Origin of the sequence: Hafnia alvei, assembly GCF_034424155.1 — a bacterium.
Lineage (GTDB): Bacteria > Pseudomonadota > Gammaproteobacteria > Enterobacterales > Enterobacteriaceae > Hafnia > Hafnia alvei.
Map to the genome: position 1 here is coordinate 1,778,802 of NZ_CP139992.1, position 16,233 is coordinate 1,795,034.

General features: G+C 49.3%; 9 protein-coding genes, 1 tRNA gene and 1 pseudogene. 5 read left to right on the forward strand and 6 right to left on the reverse strand.

The features are described 5' to 3' along the window. The first annotated feature begins 5 nt into the window (after nt 1-5). The gene (gene yccX / locus U0008_RS08335; RefSeq protein WP_043492578.1) at nt 6-284 is read left to right on the forward strand and encodes an acylphosphatase; all 279 of its coding nucleotides are present in this window, start codon (nt 6-8) and stop codon (nt 282-284) included. On the opposite strand, the gene tusE is transcribed toward yccX, so the two are convergent. Together tusE and yccA are read right to left on the reverse strand one after the other, a co-directional pair. After that, nucleotides 285-614 (reverse strand): sulfurtransferase TusE, encoded by a 330-nt coding sequence (gene tusE, locus U0008_RS08340; protein WP_025801022.1) that lies wholly within the window; start codon nt 612-614, stop codon nt 285-287. A 185-nt stretch (nt 615-799) separates the two neighbouring features. Then, nucleotides 800-1,462 carry an FtsH protease modulator YccA gene (gene yccA, locus U0008_RS08345; RefSeq protein ID WP_008813056.1) on the reverse strand — a complete coding sequence of 221 codons (663 nt, stop codon included), beginning with the start codon at nt 1,460-1,462 and terminating at the stop codon, nt 800-802. A gap of 271 nt (nt 1,463-1,733) precedes the next feature. Between yccA and U0008_RS08350 the strand changes: the two genes are divergently transcribed. Further along, a tRNA-Ser gene (locus U0008_RS08350) sits at nt 1,734-1,821 on the forward strand. A 199-nt stretch (nt 1,822-2,020) separates the two neighbouring features. Here the strand turns inward: U0008_RS08350 and U0008_RS08355 are convergent. From U0008_RS08355 to U0008_RS08370, 4 genes are all read right to left on the reverse strand, one after another. Further along, nucleotides 2,021-2,806 carry an oligogalacturonate-specific porin KdgM family protein gene (locus tag U0008_RS08355; RefSeq protein ID WP_025801023.1) on the reverse strand — a complete coding sequence of 262 codons (786 nt, stop codon included), beginning with the start codon at nt 2,804-2,806 and terminating at the stop codon, nt 2,021-2,023. A gap of 90 nt (nt 2,807-2,896) precedes the next feature. Beyond that, nucleotides 2,897-4,087, reverse strand: a complete 1,191-nt coding sequence (locus U0008_RS08360) for a glycoside hydrolase family 88 protein (protein ID WP_025801024.1) — start codon at nt 4,085-4,087, stop codon at nt 2,897-2,899. Between the two features lie 14 nt (nt 4,088-4,101). Further along, on the reverse strand, nt 4,102-5,364 hold the full coding sequence (locus U0008_RS08365) for an oligosaccharide MFS transporter (protein ID WP_025801025.1): 1,263 nt from the start codon (nt 5,362-5,364) through the stop codon (nt 4,102-4,104). Between the two features lie 33 nt (nt 5,365-5,397). Continuing rightward, entirely contained in the window at nt 5,398-7,182 is a 1,785-nt protein-coding gene (locus tag U0008_RS08370; RefSeq protein ID WP_025801026.1) for a DUF2264 domain-containing protein, read from the reverse strand. Nucleotides 7,183-7,362: 180 nt separating this feature from the next. On the opposite strand from U0008_RS08370, the gene U0008_RS08375 reads away from it, so the two are divergent. The 3 genes and pseudogenes from U0008_RS08375 to U0008_RS08385 all read left to right on the forward strand — a co-directional run bounded on the left by U0008_RS08375 (nt 7,363) and on the right by U0008_RS08385 (nt 16,212). Then, nucleotides 7,363-8,226 carry an AraC family transcriptional regulator gene (locus tag U0008_RS08375; RefSeq protein WP_025801027.1) on the forward strand — a complete coding sequence of 288 codons (864 nt, stop codon included), beginning with the start codon at nt 7,363-7,365 and terminating at the stop codon, nt 8,224-8,226. A gap of 279 nt (nt 8,227-8,505) precedes the next feature. Next, nucleotides 8,506-8,739: pseudogene (locus tag U0008_RS08380) on the forward strand (N-acetylmuramic acid 6-phosphate etherase); the annotation flags it as partial. A gap of 258 nt (nt 8,740-8,997) precedes the next feature. Continuing rightward, entirely contained in the window at nt 8,998-16,212 is a 7,215-nt protein-coding gene (locus U0008_RS08385) for a S6 family peptidase (RefSeq protein ID WP_327058444.1), read from the forward strand. Nucleotides 16,213-16,233 lie beyond the last annotated feature (21 nt).

A 16,233-nucleotide genomic window follows, 5' to 3' on the forward strand; every position in this document is an offset into this window, starting at 1 on the left:
GCAATATGTCAAAAGTCAGTATGGCGGCGTATGTTGCAGGCAGCGTGCAGGGCGTGGGTTTCCGCTATAACACGCAGCGTCAGGCGCGCTCGCTCAATCTCACTGGTTATGCCTACAACATGGATGATGGTCGAGTAGAGGTGGTGGCAGAAGGCGATGCTGACGCGGTAGAGCAACTGATTGAGTGGATAAAGCAGGGCGGTCCACGCGGTGCCCGAGTCGATCAGGTACTCACAGAACCGCGTTCGCTACAGAATTTCAGCCAGTTTAAAATCAAATACTGATTAAATGCATTTCACCGGTTTTGGCAAACCCGCAAGCTTAGTGGCTTGTTTGGCGGGGCCTTTAGGAAATAGGCGATATAAATAGCGGCTATTTCCTTTCTCCTCGCCATATTTCTGTGTCATGGCTTTTACCAGCATGCGAATGGCCGGAGACGTATTGAACTCCATATAGAACTCACGCACAAAACGCACCACTTCCCAGTGGGCTTCGCTTAACTCAATACCTTCTTCCGTCGCCAGCAAAGGCACCAGCTCTTCGCTCCAATCGCTACTGTTCAGTAAGTAACCCTGCGCATCCGTCTCAATCTGGCGGCCAGCAAATTCTAACATTGGGAATGTATCTCTTATCGACAAATCAGCGGCTATTGTAACTCAAGGAGCGGCAGCGCGGCAAAATGAGCAACAAGGGAGGGGGAAGTACCGTTTAAACGTACCGTCCAGAAACAAGAAAGCCCCGCTTTTGGCGGGGCACATTTTATTGGGTAAAACCGTGCTACATATTCAGCTGGGCTGAATTAGTTACTGCGTGCGAAACCCAAAATGCTCAACAGGCTGATGAACAGGTTATACAGGGACACATACAGGCCAACGGTGGCGCGGATGTAGTTGGTTTCGCCGCCATGAATAATGTTGCTGGTTTCCCACAGGATGGCACCCGTAGAGAACAGAATAAACAGCGCACTAATCGCCAGCGACAGCGCAGGGATCTGTAAGAACAGGTTGGCAATCACGGCAACCAGCAAAATAACAAAGCCTGCCATCATCATTCCGGACAGGAATGACATATCTTTGCGCGTAGTCAGCACGTAGGCCGAGCAGCAGAAGAACACCGCCGCCGTACCGCCCAGCGCCAGCATAATCAGATCGCCCGCACCGCTTGCGATAAAGGAACTTAAAATCGGGCCAAGGGTATACCCCATGAATCCGGTCAGCGCGAACACCGCCAAAATACCGGCAGGGCGATCGGCCAAACGGTAGGTTAAGAACATCAGGCCATAGAAACCAACCAGCATCAACAGCAGACCCGGAGCAGGCAACATCAGCACCGTGCTAGCCGTGGCGGTTAATGCGGAGAACGCCAGCGTCAGTGCCAGCAGAAAATAAGTATTGCGCAACACTTTATGCGTGCTCAGCAGAGAGTCGCGCGAAGATGAGCTGGAAACAACAATACGGTCCATAGAATTTTTCTCTTGTGTAATGAATCGATCGGAAAATTATTGATCTAGAGCAAAATAATAGAGAGGAGAGCGCATACACGAAAGGCGTTTTACCCTTCTTTACTTTGATTACCGAGGGAAACTATCTAAAAGAAAGGCGAGATAACGTTGATGTTTTCATCAGTGCGCTGAAAAATAAAACAAACAAACCAATAATTGGTGATTTTATCAGCATTCGAACATTCTCGTGCTTTACAAGAAATTCCTGTGCCGTTATAGTTCGTCCCGTTGCGGAGGAGTGGCTGAGTGGTTTAAGGCAGCGGTCTTGAAAACCGTCGAGTGTAACAGCTCCTAGAGTTCGAATCTCTACTCCTCCGCCAAAATTCGAAGGCCACGCTTTTAAGCGTGGCCTTTTTGCATTCGCAGTTTTGGCAAACCGCCGAGTATGCCGCTGCCGCCAGTTTTTCCTTCTGCCCACTGTCAAATCAGGACGTTTGTAGGCTATGCATGCCGAGCTCTTCTGAAAATAGCAGATTGAGAACTACACTCCATTGCTATGTGCTCTTTTAATTTGGTTATTTAATTTAGATTGTATTTAAAACCAATACGGATCTGGTATTCATTTTTTGTGTCGTTACCATCCTGATATTGATCTAAATAACCGAGTTCGAAGAAAGGATAAAATCGCGGAGTGGCATGGAAATTAAATATGAAATTATGTTGTAGTGTGTGGCTTTTACCGTTTGCATAATTAAATTTATCGCTGTGCACCTTACTATAATAGGTAGGGTTATATTGAACGTAAAAATCAGGCGTGAAATATTTAGTGATATATAAATCTACGCGATGATCTGATGAGTCATCTTGGTCGCCATTCAGCGTCTGGGAATCATGATTTTGATGATTATAACGGTAACGCAGAACGGTCGTGAATGTCGAGTCGAAGTGATAACCAACTCCTATATAAGGGTCGATACGTGAGCCTGCCGATTCCCAGTGAAATACGGTGCCGGGTTCAAGATAAAACTGACTGCGACCCAGTGGAAAGGGTTTATTCAGTTCAACTTCTTGATAGCTGTCTTTCCATTGATCCATGTGTTTTCCTAGGTCAGCGTCTGTTTCAAAACTCCAGTACATATTCTTCAGTATGCTGTCCGATTCCTGAACTACCCCGGTGAGCATCAACCGCTGAAGAAAACCTTTGCTAGCGGTACGATATTGTGTACGAGGTGCAAAATAGACCGTTGTGAAGGGCGTATATTTTGCTGGTTGGGTTAGGGTTGCCGCTGTTGTATCGGCATAATTATATGTTGATACGCAACATAGTGAAGCCGATAGAATAATCACATTATTACTGAGTTTCATTTTTTGTTCCTTCCATAAGACACAAAGAAATTCACTCCCTGTCGAAATGGCAGGGAGATATAAACGTTACTTTTTTATATTGAGATTAAATTACCAGTATGATTTCCATTTTTTAATAATACGGGTGATGCTCTCCATAAAGAAATAATCCCCCCAAGAACAACATTCATCCACGCCAATATTTCCGTTAAAGTGATAAACAGAATGTTTTAGTAATCCGGAACCGGAAATATGTTCTTGGTTAAAATAGCCATCAATCATATTTCCAACCATACGCAAGGCTATGGTTTCGTAGCTTTCACGTTCCGGATGAGAAAGCGGCAGATGTGTCACCATTTCCAGTAGCCCACAGGCGGTGATAGCAGTGGAAGAGCTATCCCGACAGTTTGTGGGATCGGTCAGTGCCAAATCCCAGTAACACACCAAGTCATCTGGCAGGCGGTTAATAAAATAATTGGCCAGTTTCTGGCTGAGTATCAGTAACGCTTCATTGTCGGTATAGCGATAATTAAGCAGAAAACCATATATCCCCCACGCCTGACCACGTGCCCAGCATGAATCATCGGCATAGCCTTGATGCGTATTACCGTAGCGGGGTTCTCCGGTCTGCACATCCATATAGTATGTATGCCAAGTCGAACTGTCTGGGCGCACAATATAGCGACTGGCCTGCGTAATATGGCTGGTGGCGGCCTGCGCGTAACGTGCGTCTCCGGTGATCTTACTCGCCTGGTACAATAGCGGCAGATTCATATTGCAGTCGATAATCATCCGGCCTTGTTGTTCCGGATTATTCAGTTCGCCCCACGCCTGAATAATTCCGCAGCGGGGGTGATAACGCTCCATCAGTGCATCGGCTGCCAGCAGGGCGATATAACGAGCCCGCGCATTATTAGTGAGTGTACTGGCACTCAGGCACGACAGACTATACAGAAAACCGAGATCATGATGGTTTGTGTGGTCTCGATGAATGATGCGCTCGCCAAAAGACTGAACGTGTTTTTCGGCCAAAGCTCGGTATTTTTCATCACCGCTCCATTCCCACGCCAGCCAGAGTTGTCCGCTCCAGAAACTGGTGGTCCATTCGACATTATCGATAATCGGGTAGCGACCATTTCGACAGGCGGCATCTGGGAATCGCAACTGCCAACAGTCCATATTACGGTCAATAGCCTGTAAAATATCTGGCATGACCTGCTTAATTTTCCCCAGAATGGAATCACGTTCTCCAGGTACCAGCTTTACGGGGGAAATAGCTTCTTTATGAATTTTCTGCAACATAGTGTTCTCGTGTCTTAATTTAATGCCTGAGCCGTGCGGGAGGCGGATGCGACTTTCTTATGGCTGTAGCAGTCAGAAAGCGTGAAGATTGATACAATCGTAAACAGCAAAGCGACAGTGCCCATGATGAGATAGGTATGTTCAAAACCGATGGCCTCGTAGGCATAACCCGCAGGTGGGGCAACCACGATGGAACCAACATAAATCATGGCCTGATAGCCAAGCAGATACATGGTTGCGTTAATGCGTTTGTCGAAATGCTCGGCGATATACTTGAACACTGAGACCAGAATTAGAGCAATCTCAATGCCGTAGAGGGGCTTTACCAGACAGATAATGACCGGGTCGGTTGTCAGACCTGAGATGATAAGACGTAGGCTGATAATCAGACCTGTGAGTAACATCCCTTGTTTGGCTCCGATGCGGTTTATTAGCGCAGGAACCAGCATCATGCCGAAGAACTCTGCGCTCGACTGCGCAGTGCTCATGTAGCCAAACATGGCGTGACCTTGTTCTTTTGTAGCGAAGAACGTCACGAAATAGCGCGAGAATTGCTGTTCAGCAATAAACATCATCCAGGCGACGCCTGCTATATAAAGCGCGAACATCCAGAACTTTCTGTTACCGAGCAAATGGAATACATCTGCAATAACAATTTTCTGTTTTGACAGAACGTTATTTTCTTCCAACCCGAAGTGATCAACTTTCAACGACAGCAAGACTAGCAGCATACAGAGGGCAGTGACGCTACTTATGGCGAAGTTAATGACTGGGGAAATGTTATAAACATAACCGGAAAACGACGCGGCAACAGCCCATCCCAGCGCTGCCCACATCCTGATGCGGCCAAATTCCATGTTATACAGGCGACTGAACCGATCCACGTATGATTCTTCTGCTGCAACCCCGGCATACCAGCCAAGACTAAAAAATAATGCACCAACCATCATGCCTGTTAAAAAATGGCTTTGTAGTAAGGGTAAATAACACCAGAGGTAAAATGGAGCCATCAAGGCGGATATAAGACAGACAAAATAGAGCAAGTGCTTTTTCATCCCGGTTTTATCCATTATGTAGCCATAGACCGGTTTAATCAGAACGGCAAACACGCCGTTAACGGCAAATACGGTACCGATATCAATAGCACTCAGGCCTGCTTTATCACCGAGCCAGATAGCATACATACCGAAACCGGCTGACCAAGTGAAAGTAAATAAAAAAACAAACAGGCTGAGTTTTATATACGCTGAGCGCGTTGATTGTTGGGATTCAGACATAATGTTCTCCACGAAATTCATGGTAATGAATTGTTATGTAAGGGAAATGATTCTGCCGCAAAGAGACAGTGACTGTTGTTGATGATCGAAAGCAATACCTTCCGGCACGGCAATCTGAGCCTCTAGGCAAGCGGATACTGCGCAGGCAAGCCAGTGGGTTCCTGCGGGCAATTCGCCATAAAGGCAGGGGATCAAGGCGGGAGGAGCAAATAAAATATTGCTGTTGGGCGGTGTAGCCACAGTCTGTGAAGTGCGGTGGCGAAGCAAATCACCCATGTAACTGCAGCCAGAATCTGTATGAAGGATGAGTGAATGTTTCTGAGTATCTGAATGCTTGAGATGGTGCTGGTTTACTGAAAATCCACCTTCCGCCGTAGCCAGAAACCGAGGAGTGGAAACTCGATGAATACGGATATGCCCCCACTGGAACGGCAGCAGCCAAGTAACGACTTCTACATCCGACCAGGGAAACCATTCACAGCGCTGCCACTCGTTGCTCATTACCACGTTTCGACTTTCGCGTCGGCCATGAAAATACCCATCTCCGGTACTGAGCATCAGCATTGAGTCGCAGGCGACATGATTCAGGCCATAGCCTCCCCGTTCAAGGGTGAAACCGAAATGGCTGGAATAGGCAAATTTGCTGTATTTAGGTCCGAAATTAACAAAGTCATTTCTGTCGAATTGGCCTGACATCAACATCCAAGCATGCTTCTGGTCTGAGTCATGAATGACGAACTGACCCGCTTCAGGAATGGCATGTACGGGCTCAAGTGGCGGTAGCGGTTCACACTCAGCCTGCCAGAAGGATGATTTTTCATCCAGAGCCAGTATTAACAGCGTTTTCAGCGCCCAATATGGCGAGCCTGGGCTGTTATAATCCTCAGCCATAATCAGGTTTGGATAGCTATAACCCACAGAGAAAAGACCGCTCTGGTCGATAAATGGCTGCTGTGTCCACCAGTCGAGATGGCGAAGCACCAGTCCTTTGACAATACCGGGTGTGAGCACATCCAGCTCGGTATAAGCTACGGCACTCCAGAATGCCCCCTGAATAAAGCGGTAAGTCAGGCTGCGTCCAAATGGGATGGCATCTCCGTCAGCGCTGAACCAGTAAATGTAATCCTGAGCAAAACGTCTGGCACGCTGCCGGTAGCGCATGCATCGCATTGGATCCACATCTTGCATCACATGGCTGTACAGCAGGCCGTAGAAATGGAAGGCACTGGAGATGTAATAGTCGCGCGGTTTATCTTCCCCGTCGGAGTACCACCCATTTCCCAAATAAAAAGGTTCAATGGCATCCAGATGATGTTCAATGACTTTCATATCGTAATCCTGACCCACACATTTGAGCCCAGTCTGAATAAGCACTGGGAAAAAATGCCAGTTATTGTCAGGAATACGGATCTCTGCGCTCTGGCGTAACCACGTGGCCAAATAGCCTTGTTCCGCTGGGGTTAAAGATGACCATAGAGGAGACTCAGGTAGTATCAGACCTAGTCCATAAACGGCCATTTCCACACAGCGCTGATCGTTGTCGGTGAGTGTTCCCCAGTATTCTGTATGCTCAGGATTGGTTCCGTTACGGATCCCTGTCAGAAATTGCTGCCACAGCGGCGTTTCAACGCCGCCGCTGACCAGCGGAAATAGGCCCCACAATAAACGAGAAAACCCTTCTATTTCTGCAATATCTTCTGGGTACTGAGCCGCTGTTTCCCCCATTTTGATGCGAGTGCATCCTAGAGAAAATTGTCGTGAGGCATCTGAGATCCAGCGCAACGCCGACTGACAATAATTCTGCTTGCTGTGCAACATTTTCACGCTCCATTTTTTGGACTGGAATGGCGCACAGTAAAAAACTAAAACAGGGTTTTAATTGTGATTGCTGTCTGGTTTTTAAACAGATAAGAGGAAAAAAATTAAGTTTTTCTGGTAAAAGGTCATTAAATTTCATGATATTGACAGAAATATAATTTTATTAACGTAAGGTCGAATATGGCAAAGGACAGATTGGAAGGGGAGGGATATGCGGATTATTTGGAGCGTATTGCTCTGAATGAAAATGCCATCTATTTTCACCGAATGCAGGAAGATGTACCGGCAAACTATTATCACTGGCATCAGTGCGTGGAAATTCTGAGTGTTTCCAAAGGGGTAGGGATTGTACTGGTGGATCACCGGCAATATACCATTCGGCCTGGACGGCTATTTATTTTTCCACCGGGAAAATTGCACAAGGTGTTTGTGGAGCAAAGCGTTCGTAATTGTTATCACCGTACAACTCTTCATTTTAATGCACTGACGGCAGTACATTATCTGCGTGATTTCCCGCGACAACAGGCGCTACTGCGTCAATTGTGTGAGCGGGGAGAACATGCACGAGTGTTTGATATCAGCGATATACAGGATTTTATGGAGCTGTTGCTGGTACGTTTTGAAAAACAGATGGCAGGCGGTTTGTTTTCGGTCAGCGACAGCGTATTTCTAATTATGCAACTCCTAAGTCTGCTGCCGCAGGCCGAAACCGAATCTGGGCAAAAAACATTTTCCACGCAGCTGATTCGTTGGATTGATGAACACTACGATGAAAGCTGTTCACTTGATGAACTGGCTACAGTTGCGGGGTGCTCGCCGGGCCATACCTGTCGCCGTTTTCATGACGAAACGGGAGGGACGCTTCAGGAATATTTGGCCATGCGGCGTTTGCGTCAGGCCTGCGAGCTTCTAATCCATACGAAACTTAGTGTTCGGGAAATCGCTGAAAAGGTAGGATTCTCAGGGTATGCTTGGTTTATCACTCGTTTTCGTAAGCATATCGGAAAGTCTCCATTGCAATATAGAAAGGCTTACCGGCAATAGCTTTATATTACAGCCATACTGTTGAAAACCTCATCGTATGTAGCCCATGAGGAACTGAGTGACTCAAGCCATCAGTTGTGTTTTGCAATCCGATTCGAAGGCCACGCTTTTAAGCGTGGCCTTTTTGCTTTTCAAAATTGCGTCCGATCAACTTAAGGTAAATCCCCCGACCTTTACCGTCGCATGACAACGCAAAGAGTGCGAAAGCGTGACTTTATTCACGCTTTTGAGCACGTAATGTGAGAGCGGTAATGCCATTACCGTTGCAGTAAAGGTTAGAGCAATATGCGAGTGGATCTGGAAGCGAAAAGCATCAAGTGGGCCGAAAGGCAGATTGTGATGGAGACGGGGGGATGTACACGCTCCGTTGCCAAAGCGGCGCTGGAAAGCTGCAACCACCACTGCAAAACCGCCGTGCTGACGGTGATGACCGGTCTGGATGCCTAGCATGCGCGTGAATTACTGGAGCAGAATAATGGATTTATTCGCATGGCGTTGCAGGAAGCACCATAATATTCATTCAATAAACATTAGAGTTCACTTATATATTATAAATCAACTGATTATACGGTGGTTTTTTTATTTTTAACTTCCAATCTGTATTATTTTATTTTCGATGTATTTTAACAATTAAGCGCAATTAACTATTTTATTAATTTATTTGCATTCACCAATATCTGATATTCTTTCGAAAATTTTTAGTTTTAGGCTCTGCATATTCCATTATAAGAGTATGTTGTTTTTATGCTATTAAGTTTAAGGATGAACGATATGGAATTTAAAAAGACACTACTGGCTACATTAATATTTGCCGCACTTATGGAACCAGCGTCAGCGGCATTAATACGTGATGATATAGATGTTCAGGTTTATCGTGACTTTGGTGAAAATAGAGGGGTTTTCAAACCGGGCGCAATTAATATCCCCGTTTATAAAAGTGATGGTACTTTGAGCGGAACGATAAATGTGATGCCCGACTTTTCCTCCAGCATTGACGGAGGATATGCAACATTAGTGGATGCTCAGGCTACCGCGACGGCAACGCATGTTAGCTACAACAGCACTGCGTCTTTTGGAAAGCGTTATCAGCAATTAGACGCCACGTTGTTTAGCGGAGCGGAAAATGCCAGCAGCTATACCCTGATGAATGAAGTCACCCAGCGTGCCTATGAAGTCGCCGACCCTGGTGGCGCATCTAACGGGGGAGACTATAAGATCACGCGTGAACGAACTATTGTAACAGATGCCGCGCCTGCAGAACTCTTTACCGATACCAGTCAGTTTAAGACAGGGCTTGTTGTTGCTCGCACAGGGGGGGGGACTTTTTCTATTGCGACGGCTCCTGGAAAGACTAAGAACATATGTACTCCATGGGGCTGGAGTTATGCTGGTATGTGCCCGGCCGCGGGGGGAATGAACGTTCTCACCAAGGCATATCTTTACCAAACGGTACCTGGAGGGGAATATTCATTAGCTTTTATTCTCGCTCAAGATCCAAAAACGGCTATTGATGTAGGTTCATTATCTGGCGATAGCGGCAGTGGTGTGTGGGGATGGGATACCGTTTCCGGGAGTTGGAAATTTATAGGCGTTGATTCAGCAGGGAGTTCGGCAGGATATAATAAAAAAACGCTCGTTGCATCGGCTCCTGAATGGACACAAGATGTCCTTAATAGTTTCAATGATCCGGCAATAAACACCCTCAACGCCTCAGATATTATCTATATCGGCGCTCAGGACAAACTCTCCGGGGAAGGGACTTTCACTCTTAACGGTGACAGCATCCTTTATCACGGTATCCGTACCGACATTGCCGTCGGCGCGCGGACGAATAACGATTTTATGAGTAATAAGAATCTGATCTTTGGCGGGGCGGGCGGTATCCTTCAGTTGACGGCGCCGAATCTCGACATGGGGGCAGGTTCCATCACCTTTAATTCCAATTATATTCTCTCTGATGGCGGCGACAGCAGCCGGCGCATGAACACCGCTGGCTACATTATTAACCAGGGTGCGACGGTGCTCAGCAACCTGACCGGTAGTGCGGGAGATATCTGGCGTAAAATTGGTCTCGGCACGCTGGTGATCGGCGGCAGCGGGGTCAACCATTCTGACCTGTATGTCGGTGATGGGCTGACTATCCTGCAACGTGAAGGCGGTCACGCGGCCGATGCAATACATATCAGCAGCGGCAGGGCGACCGTACGTTTAGGCGGTGCCAATCAGCTTGACGGTACTCAGGTAGGCTTCGGTACCCGGGGTGGGATTTTGGATCTCTACGGTCAGTCACTGAGCTGGAACGATATTATCCACATGGATAACGGTGCGACCATTGCGGCAACAAAAGCCAATGCGATATCGACTTTCACCTTTACCGGCAGCGGCCCAAAAACCTATCTGGGTAATTTCTTTGACGGCGGGGAACTTGATAAAGGTCTGCTGCATCTTGTTTATGCACCAGGGACATCTGGCTCCTCCTGGACGCTGAAAGGCAATATTAATACCCGTGGTGGAATGGATATCCTTGACGGAAGTTTGGCTATTCAGGGTGCGTTCATGTTGCATGCTGGCGGCTATATCGATCCCACTCAATATGAAACCGCTTCCTTTGACCTCGGCGACAGTCTGGTCAATTTAACGGATAGCCAGTTTACCGTGGGCCGAGATGCCATGGCGCGGGGCCACTTCGTGCTGGACAATAGCTCATCCCTGGTGATGACATCCGGTGGGGAATTGAGCAGCAGCGAACAGGGCGTAACGGAAGGGGCCTATCTCGACGGTAGCGTGAATCTTTCAGGGAGTGATTCAGTTATCAAGGTGACTCCGGAAGAGGCATTCCGTGTACAAATTAATGCGGCGCTCAGTGGAGCGGGTTATATCCTTAAGGAAGGTCTGGGGACGCTGTATCTGACCGGCGTCAATACTCTGACCGGCAACAATATGATCTCCGCCGGGCGGGTGATTGCTGGCTCACTGGCCAGCATCGGGACGCAATCGGGGGGCTGGACGATTGATGAGGCGGGCGTGCTGGATGTGGGGAATAACGCTGCAAGCCTGACCAGTTTGCTGGATAAAATTTCGGGCACCTCCCGTGGTGTATTAGCCATGACCGGAGCCATTGCCTCCCCCGATCAAATGTCGCTGCTGAGAGATGATCTGTACATGGGCAGCAGCGGCACGCTGGATCTGGGGGTGACCGGACAAAACCTGACGTACGGTGCCCAGGATCTTTACCTGGGCGGTGGTGGCGGTGAAGTTAACATTAACGGCTACCTCCCGGCGGGCGGTTCTTCACTGTATCTGGGTAATGGAAAGAGTGATGGGACCGTTCATATTACCAGTATGAATGAAAACTGGGTCGGGAATGTCGATCTCCGATCGGGTATTCGCCTGATCACTGACTACCAAAACTCGCTGGGGAATGGTCGTCTCAACGTGAATTATGGTGCTACGGCCGGATTTAACGTCGCAAAAAATATTACCGAACAATCGGCGGGCATGCTGAATATCAAATCGTCAGACAGTTTCGGCTATGATTTGAGCACCTTCCAGCAGCTGGCGATTGGGACTCTTACCGGTGAGACGTTGACGTTGGATAAGATGCTAAAACCGACGCAGACGGGCTACTACTTCTCGGGCGGGGGCGATCTGCTGGTCAACAGCGCGCTGCTGAGTGGTAACTCTCTTACGGTGGATGCACAAGACAACGACGGCGGAACCGTCACGTTAAACACTGCGAACGATTTGCACAGCAAGGTAACAGTACGCGGTTATAACCGTGACAACTCGGTTTCACGCAAAAGTGATATGACGCTGAAATTCGGGGTGGATAATGCCATCGATGAAAACTCACACGTGGTGCTGGAAGACGGCGGTGTTATCGACCTGAATGGCCACAGCGCGGTGCTGAATATGGATTCAGGCACACTGAATTCAAAAATCACCTCTTCCGACACGACGCACGCGTCGACGCTGAACCTGCAAGAAGATGCGGATTTAGCGTTAAACAGCCTCATTTCCGGGGCGGATATGCATCTGGTGAAATCAGGCGCTGGCTCCCTCACGCTAGGTGGCGCGAACACTTTTACCGGGGATGTCCTGCTCTCGGAGGGCGAAACCCTCGCCGGGAGCAATCAGGCGTTTGGTGTAGCGGCAAATATCGTGACGGTCGCCAAAAACGCCATGCTCGATCTGAATGGTTACAGTGTCTCGAATATGATTAATCTCTCTTCCGACTCTCTGATCAACAGTGGAAAAGGGGCAATAACCCTCGGTGGGATCAGCCTGAGTGCCGACAGCACGGCCACCTTTAGCGGCAGATCTGACGCGACAACGATAAACCGGTATCAGCTCAACGGGCACCAGTTGACCGTAAATAATGTAAATACCAGTTTTGCGACCAATTCCCTTGATGATGGTGACATTATCTTCAATAACAGTACCCTTAGCTGGGGCGGAAGCAATAACAGCCTGTTAAATGGCAGCGGTTCATTGACGTTGGGGAATAACACGTCACTTGAATTGCGTGATGTAAAGCAAGATGCTGCACCGGATAAAACGATTGTTCTTAACGGTGGCACCATTAACTCAGGCTCAAATGGTGGCAATGGCGGCGGGAGTGGCGCCACCTTGCGTAGCGATCTCCGGGTCGATTCCGGCGGCGGTACATTGTTTGGCAACAACTGGTATTGGGACATCAATTTAGGTGTTTACGGTGCAATATCGGGCAGCGGAAAGCTGAATATTTCGGGTAAGGAGGGCGTATCCTTTTTTGGCGATACCTCTGCCTTTACCGGCGATCTGGTGATGAAAACCAACGGCCTTCTCTATCTTTCGCCGCTTAATGACACGGTGCTTGCAGCAAACATTACGCAAGACGGGAATGGCAAAGTGTATAAAACCGGTGACAAAAACCTGACGCTCACCGGTGACAATCATCTCTACACCAACGAATTTGCTGTACAGGGCGGTACGCTGACGCTGGGGAGCACCACGGCGGCGACAGGCGGGGATATCCGCATGACCGCCGGTACGCTCAAACTCGACAGTGACAATAATATCAGCCTGAGCAACCTGGCGGCGGGCAGCACCGTCGATCTGCACGGTCACAGCGGTACGCTGAATATCAAAGCCAACGCGGCGGGATCCACGATCACGTCATCTGACGCAGACAACGAGTCGGCGTTGAATTTGCTCGTTGATACTGCGATGTCGCTCAACAGCACCATCACCGGCCAGAACATCCATCTCAACAAACAGGGAACGGGCACTCTGACGCTGGCGGCGGCTAATACCTTCAGCGGTGATACGCTGCTGTCTGGGGGGAACACCCTTCTCGGCAATAGTCAGGCGCTGGGTAATACCACGAATGACGTGACGCTGGCGAACACCGCGACGCTCGATCAGAACGGTTTTGATCTGGCGTATGACGTGATCTTTGATGGCGGGACGCTGACGACCGGCAGCCAAAACGCGGATCAGCGGATCGACGGCGGGCTGGATGTTAAATCGCAGGGGACATTGCTGGGTCAAACGTCCGGCATGAACGTCTACGGGGCCGTGTCCGGCAGCGGCACGCTGAATATTGCGGGTATCAATGGCGCTTCGTTCTTCGGTGATACCTCCGACTTTGACGGTTTGCTGTCGGTGAAAGACGGCAGTCAACTGGTGTTTGATTCAGCCCAGGACACGACGTTAGCCGCTAATCTGGCGAGCGAAGGCAACAGTAAAGTTATCAAGCAGGGTGACAGTGCGCTTACCCTGAGCGGTAACAACCATCTCTGGAGCAGCCTGCTGGAGCTGGATCAGGGCGATCTGATTATCAGTAAGGCACAAGCCACTCCGGCGGGGGAAATTGCTCTCAACGGCGGGCGGCTTGTGTTTGACGTCGAGGAGGATATGACGCCGGACACGCTGTTTAGCGGAACGGCGGGGCAGATGGTGAAAAGCGGCAACGGCAAACTGACCCTCAACGAAGACAACACCTTCAACCAGCAAACGCTGGTGGATGAGGGGATCCTGGAAATCGGCGATGCGTCGCATGAGTCGGCTTCGCTGGCGGGCGACGTGCAGGTGAATTCGGGCGGCATGCTTCAGGGCTATGGTTCCCTGGGCGGTGATCTGGTTAACAACGGCACAGTTCGCCCGGCCGGAGCGGGCAGAAGTTTACGAGTATCGGGCAATTACACCCAGTCAGCCGATGGGCTGATGCTGGTTGATATTGACCCGCAGGAAGGGGCCTCGTTGCTGGATATCAGTGGTCACGCCATGCTCGCGGGCGGAATGAAGACAATTTATGCGCCGGGAACCTACACGCCACAGTCCTATGCTGTCCTGAATGCGCAGGGGGGCATCGAGGGGCAATTCGCCTCGTTAAGCGGTAATATTGAGGGGCTAGACCAGCAACTGAGCTACAGTGAAAACAAAGTGACGCTCAATACTGCTGCTGTGAAGGTAGACCCGGTAGATCCTGTAGACCCGGTAAATCCGGTAGACCCAGTAAATCCGGTAGACCCGGTAAATCCGGTAGACCCAGTAAATCCGGTAGACCCAGTAAATCCGGTAGACCCAGTAAATCCGGTAGACCCGATAAATCCGGTAGACCCGGTAAATCCGGTAGACCCGGTAAATCCGGTAGACCCAGTAAATCCGGTAGACCCGGTAAATCCGGTAAATCCGGTAGATCCAGTAAATCCGGTAAATCCGGTAGACCCAGTAAATCCGGTAGACCCGGTAAATCCGGTAGACCCGGTAAATCCGGTAGACCCAGTAAATCCGGTAGACCCAGTAAATCCGGTAAATCCGGTAGACCCGGTAAATCCGGTAGACCCGGTAAATCCAGTAAATCCGGTAGATCCAGTAAATCCGGTAGACCCGGTAAATCCAGTAAATCCGGTAGATCCAGTAAATCCGGTAGACCCGGTAAATCCGGTAGATCCGGTAAATCCGGTAGACCCAGTAAATCCGGTCGATCCGGTTAACCCGCCGCCAGCCCCGACGTTCAAGGTGACCCCAAGCAACCTGCGAGCCTATGACATGCAACTGCTGTCCCTCGGGATGCAAAAACCGACGCAGTGGAGTATGGACCAGGTTGACTGGTCGAAGACAGCGAATGGCAAATCCGTTTGTGACCTGTCTGAATCCTGCTATCACGACGATGCCATGTGGGTCATGCCGCACATGAGCAATGGCAGTATCAGCAGTGGAAATGGCAATGCCAAAGTTGACGGCATGTCGATTGGCGGGTACACGGAAATGGGCAACACGCGCATGGGTATTGCTGTTGATTATTCCGACTTTGACCTGACGGACGATGGCTCGTCATCCAGTGCAAATCGCTATGCGGTAAACCTTTTTGCTTCGCAAAAAATGAACAGCGCCGTGCTGACCGGCTCCCTGGGCTATACCCACTCGACAACGAATGTCACTCGTCAGGTTGAAAGCGATGGTATTCAATTGGGTGATGGGAAAAGTAACATTACCGGCAATGCCATATCCGGTGGGTTAAGCGCTAACTGGGCAGTGCAGATGGGTGAAACCACCCTGGTGCCGCAAATCGGCGTGGACACTCTGAACGTCTTCTACTCGGGCTTCAATGAACATCTGTCGACAGACAATGAAATGTTTGGCTCCGTTATCAATAAAATGAAAGTGCACGGCGACTCCGACAGGTACGACAGCGTACAGCCAAACGTTGGGGTGAAAATTGCCCACGGTTTGACCTTCGGCAACACTGAAGTGACTCCGGCGCTGAGAGTGACTTACCGCCACGAGCTGATGAATAACAACAACGGCACAGTGGCGAGTAATGACGGAACGCTGTTCTCGGTGAAGAGTGACACCCTCGGACGTGACATCGTTGAGTATGAGGCGGGTGTGGATGTGAAATTCACCCCGCGTCTGAGCGCATCCATCAGTTATACGGGTAGCAATCAGCAAGGGTATCAGTCTCAGGAGGGGATGATCCGCGTTAAATATAATTTCTGATAGTCTGACATAACGTGCAGG

Bases quoted from the DNA above. Each gene is read 5' to 3' on its own strand.
- U0008_RS08385 (WP_327058444.1), top strand. From the start codon at position 8,998: ATGGAATTTAAAAAGACACTACTGGCTACATTAATATTTGCCGCACTT.
- U0008_RS08375 (WP_025801027.1), top strand. From the start codon at position 7,363: ATGGCAAAGGACAGATTGGAAGGGGAGGGATATGCGGATTATTTGGAG.
- yccA (WP_008813056.1), bottom strand. From the start codon at position 1,462: ATGGACCGTATTGTTGTTTCCAGCTCATCTTCGCGCGACTCTCTGCTG.
- U0008_RS08365 (WP_025801025.1), bottom strand. From the start codon at position 5,364: ATGTCTGAATCCCAACAATCAACGCGCTCAGCGTATATAAAACTCAGC.
- U0008_RS08370 (WP_025801026.1), bottom strand. From the start codon at position 7,182: ATGTTGCACAGCAAGCAGAATTATTGTCAGTCGGCGTTGCGCTGGATC.
- yccX (WP_043492578.1), top strand. From the start codon at position 6: ATGTCAAAAGTCAGTATGGCGGCGTATGTTGCAGGCAGCGTGCAGGGC.
- U0008_RS08355 (WP_025801023.1), bottom strand. From the start codon at position 2,806: ATGAAACTCAGTAATAATGTGATTATTCTATCGGCTTCACTATGTTGC.
- tusE (WP_025801022.1), bottom strand. From the start codon at position 614: ATGTTAGAATTTGCTGGCCGCCAGATTGAGACGGATGCGCAGGGTTAC.
- U0008_RS08360 (WP_025801024.1), bottom strand. From the start codon at position 4,087: ATGTTGCAGAAAATTCATAAAGAAGCTATTTCCCCCGTAAAGCTGGTA.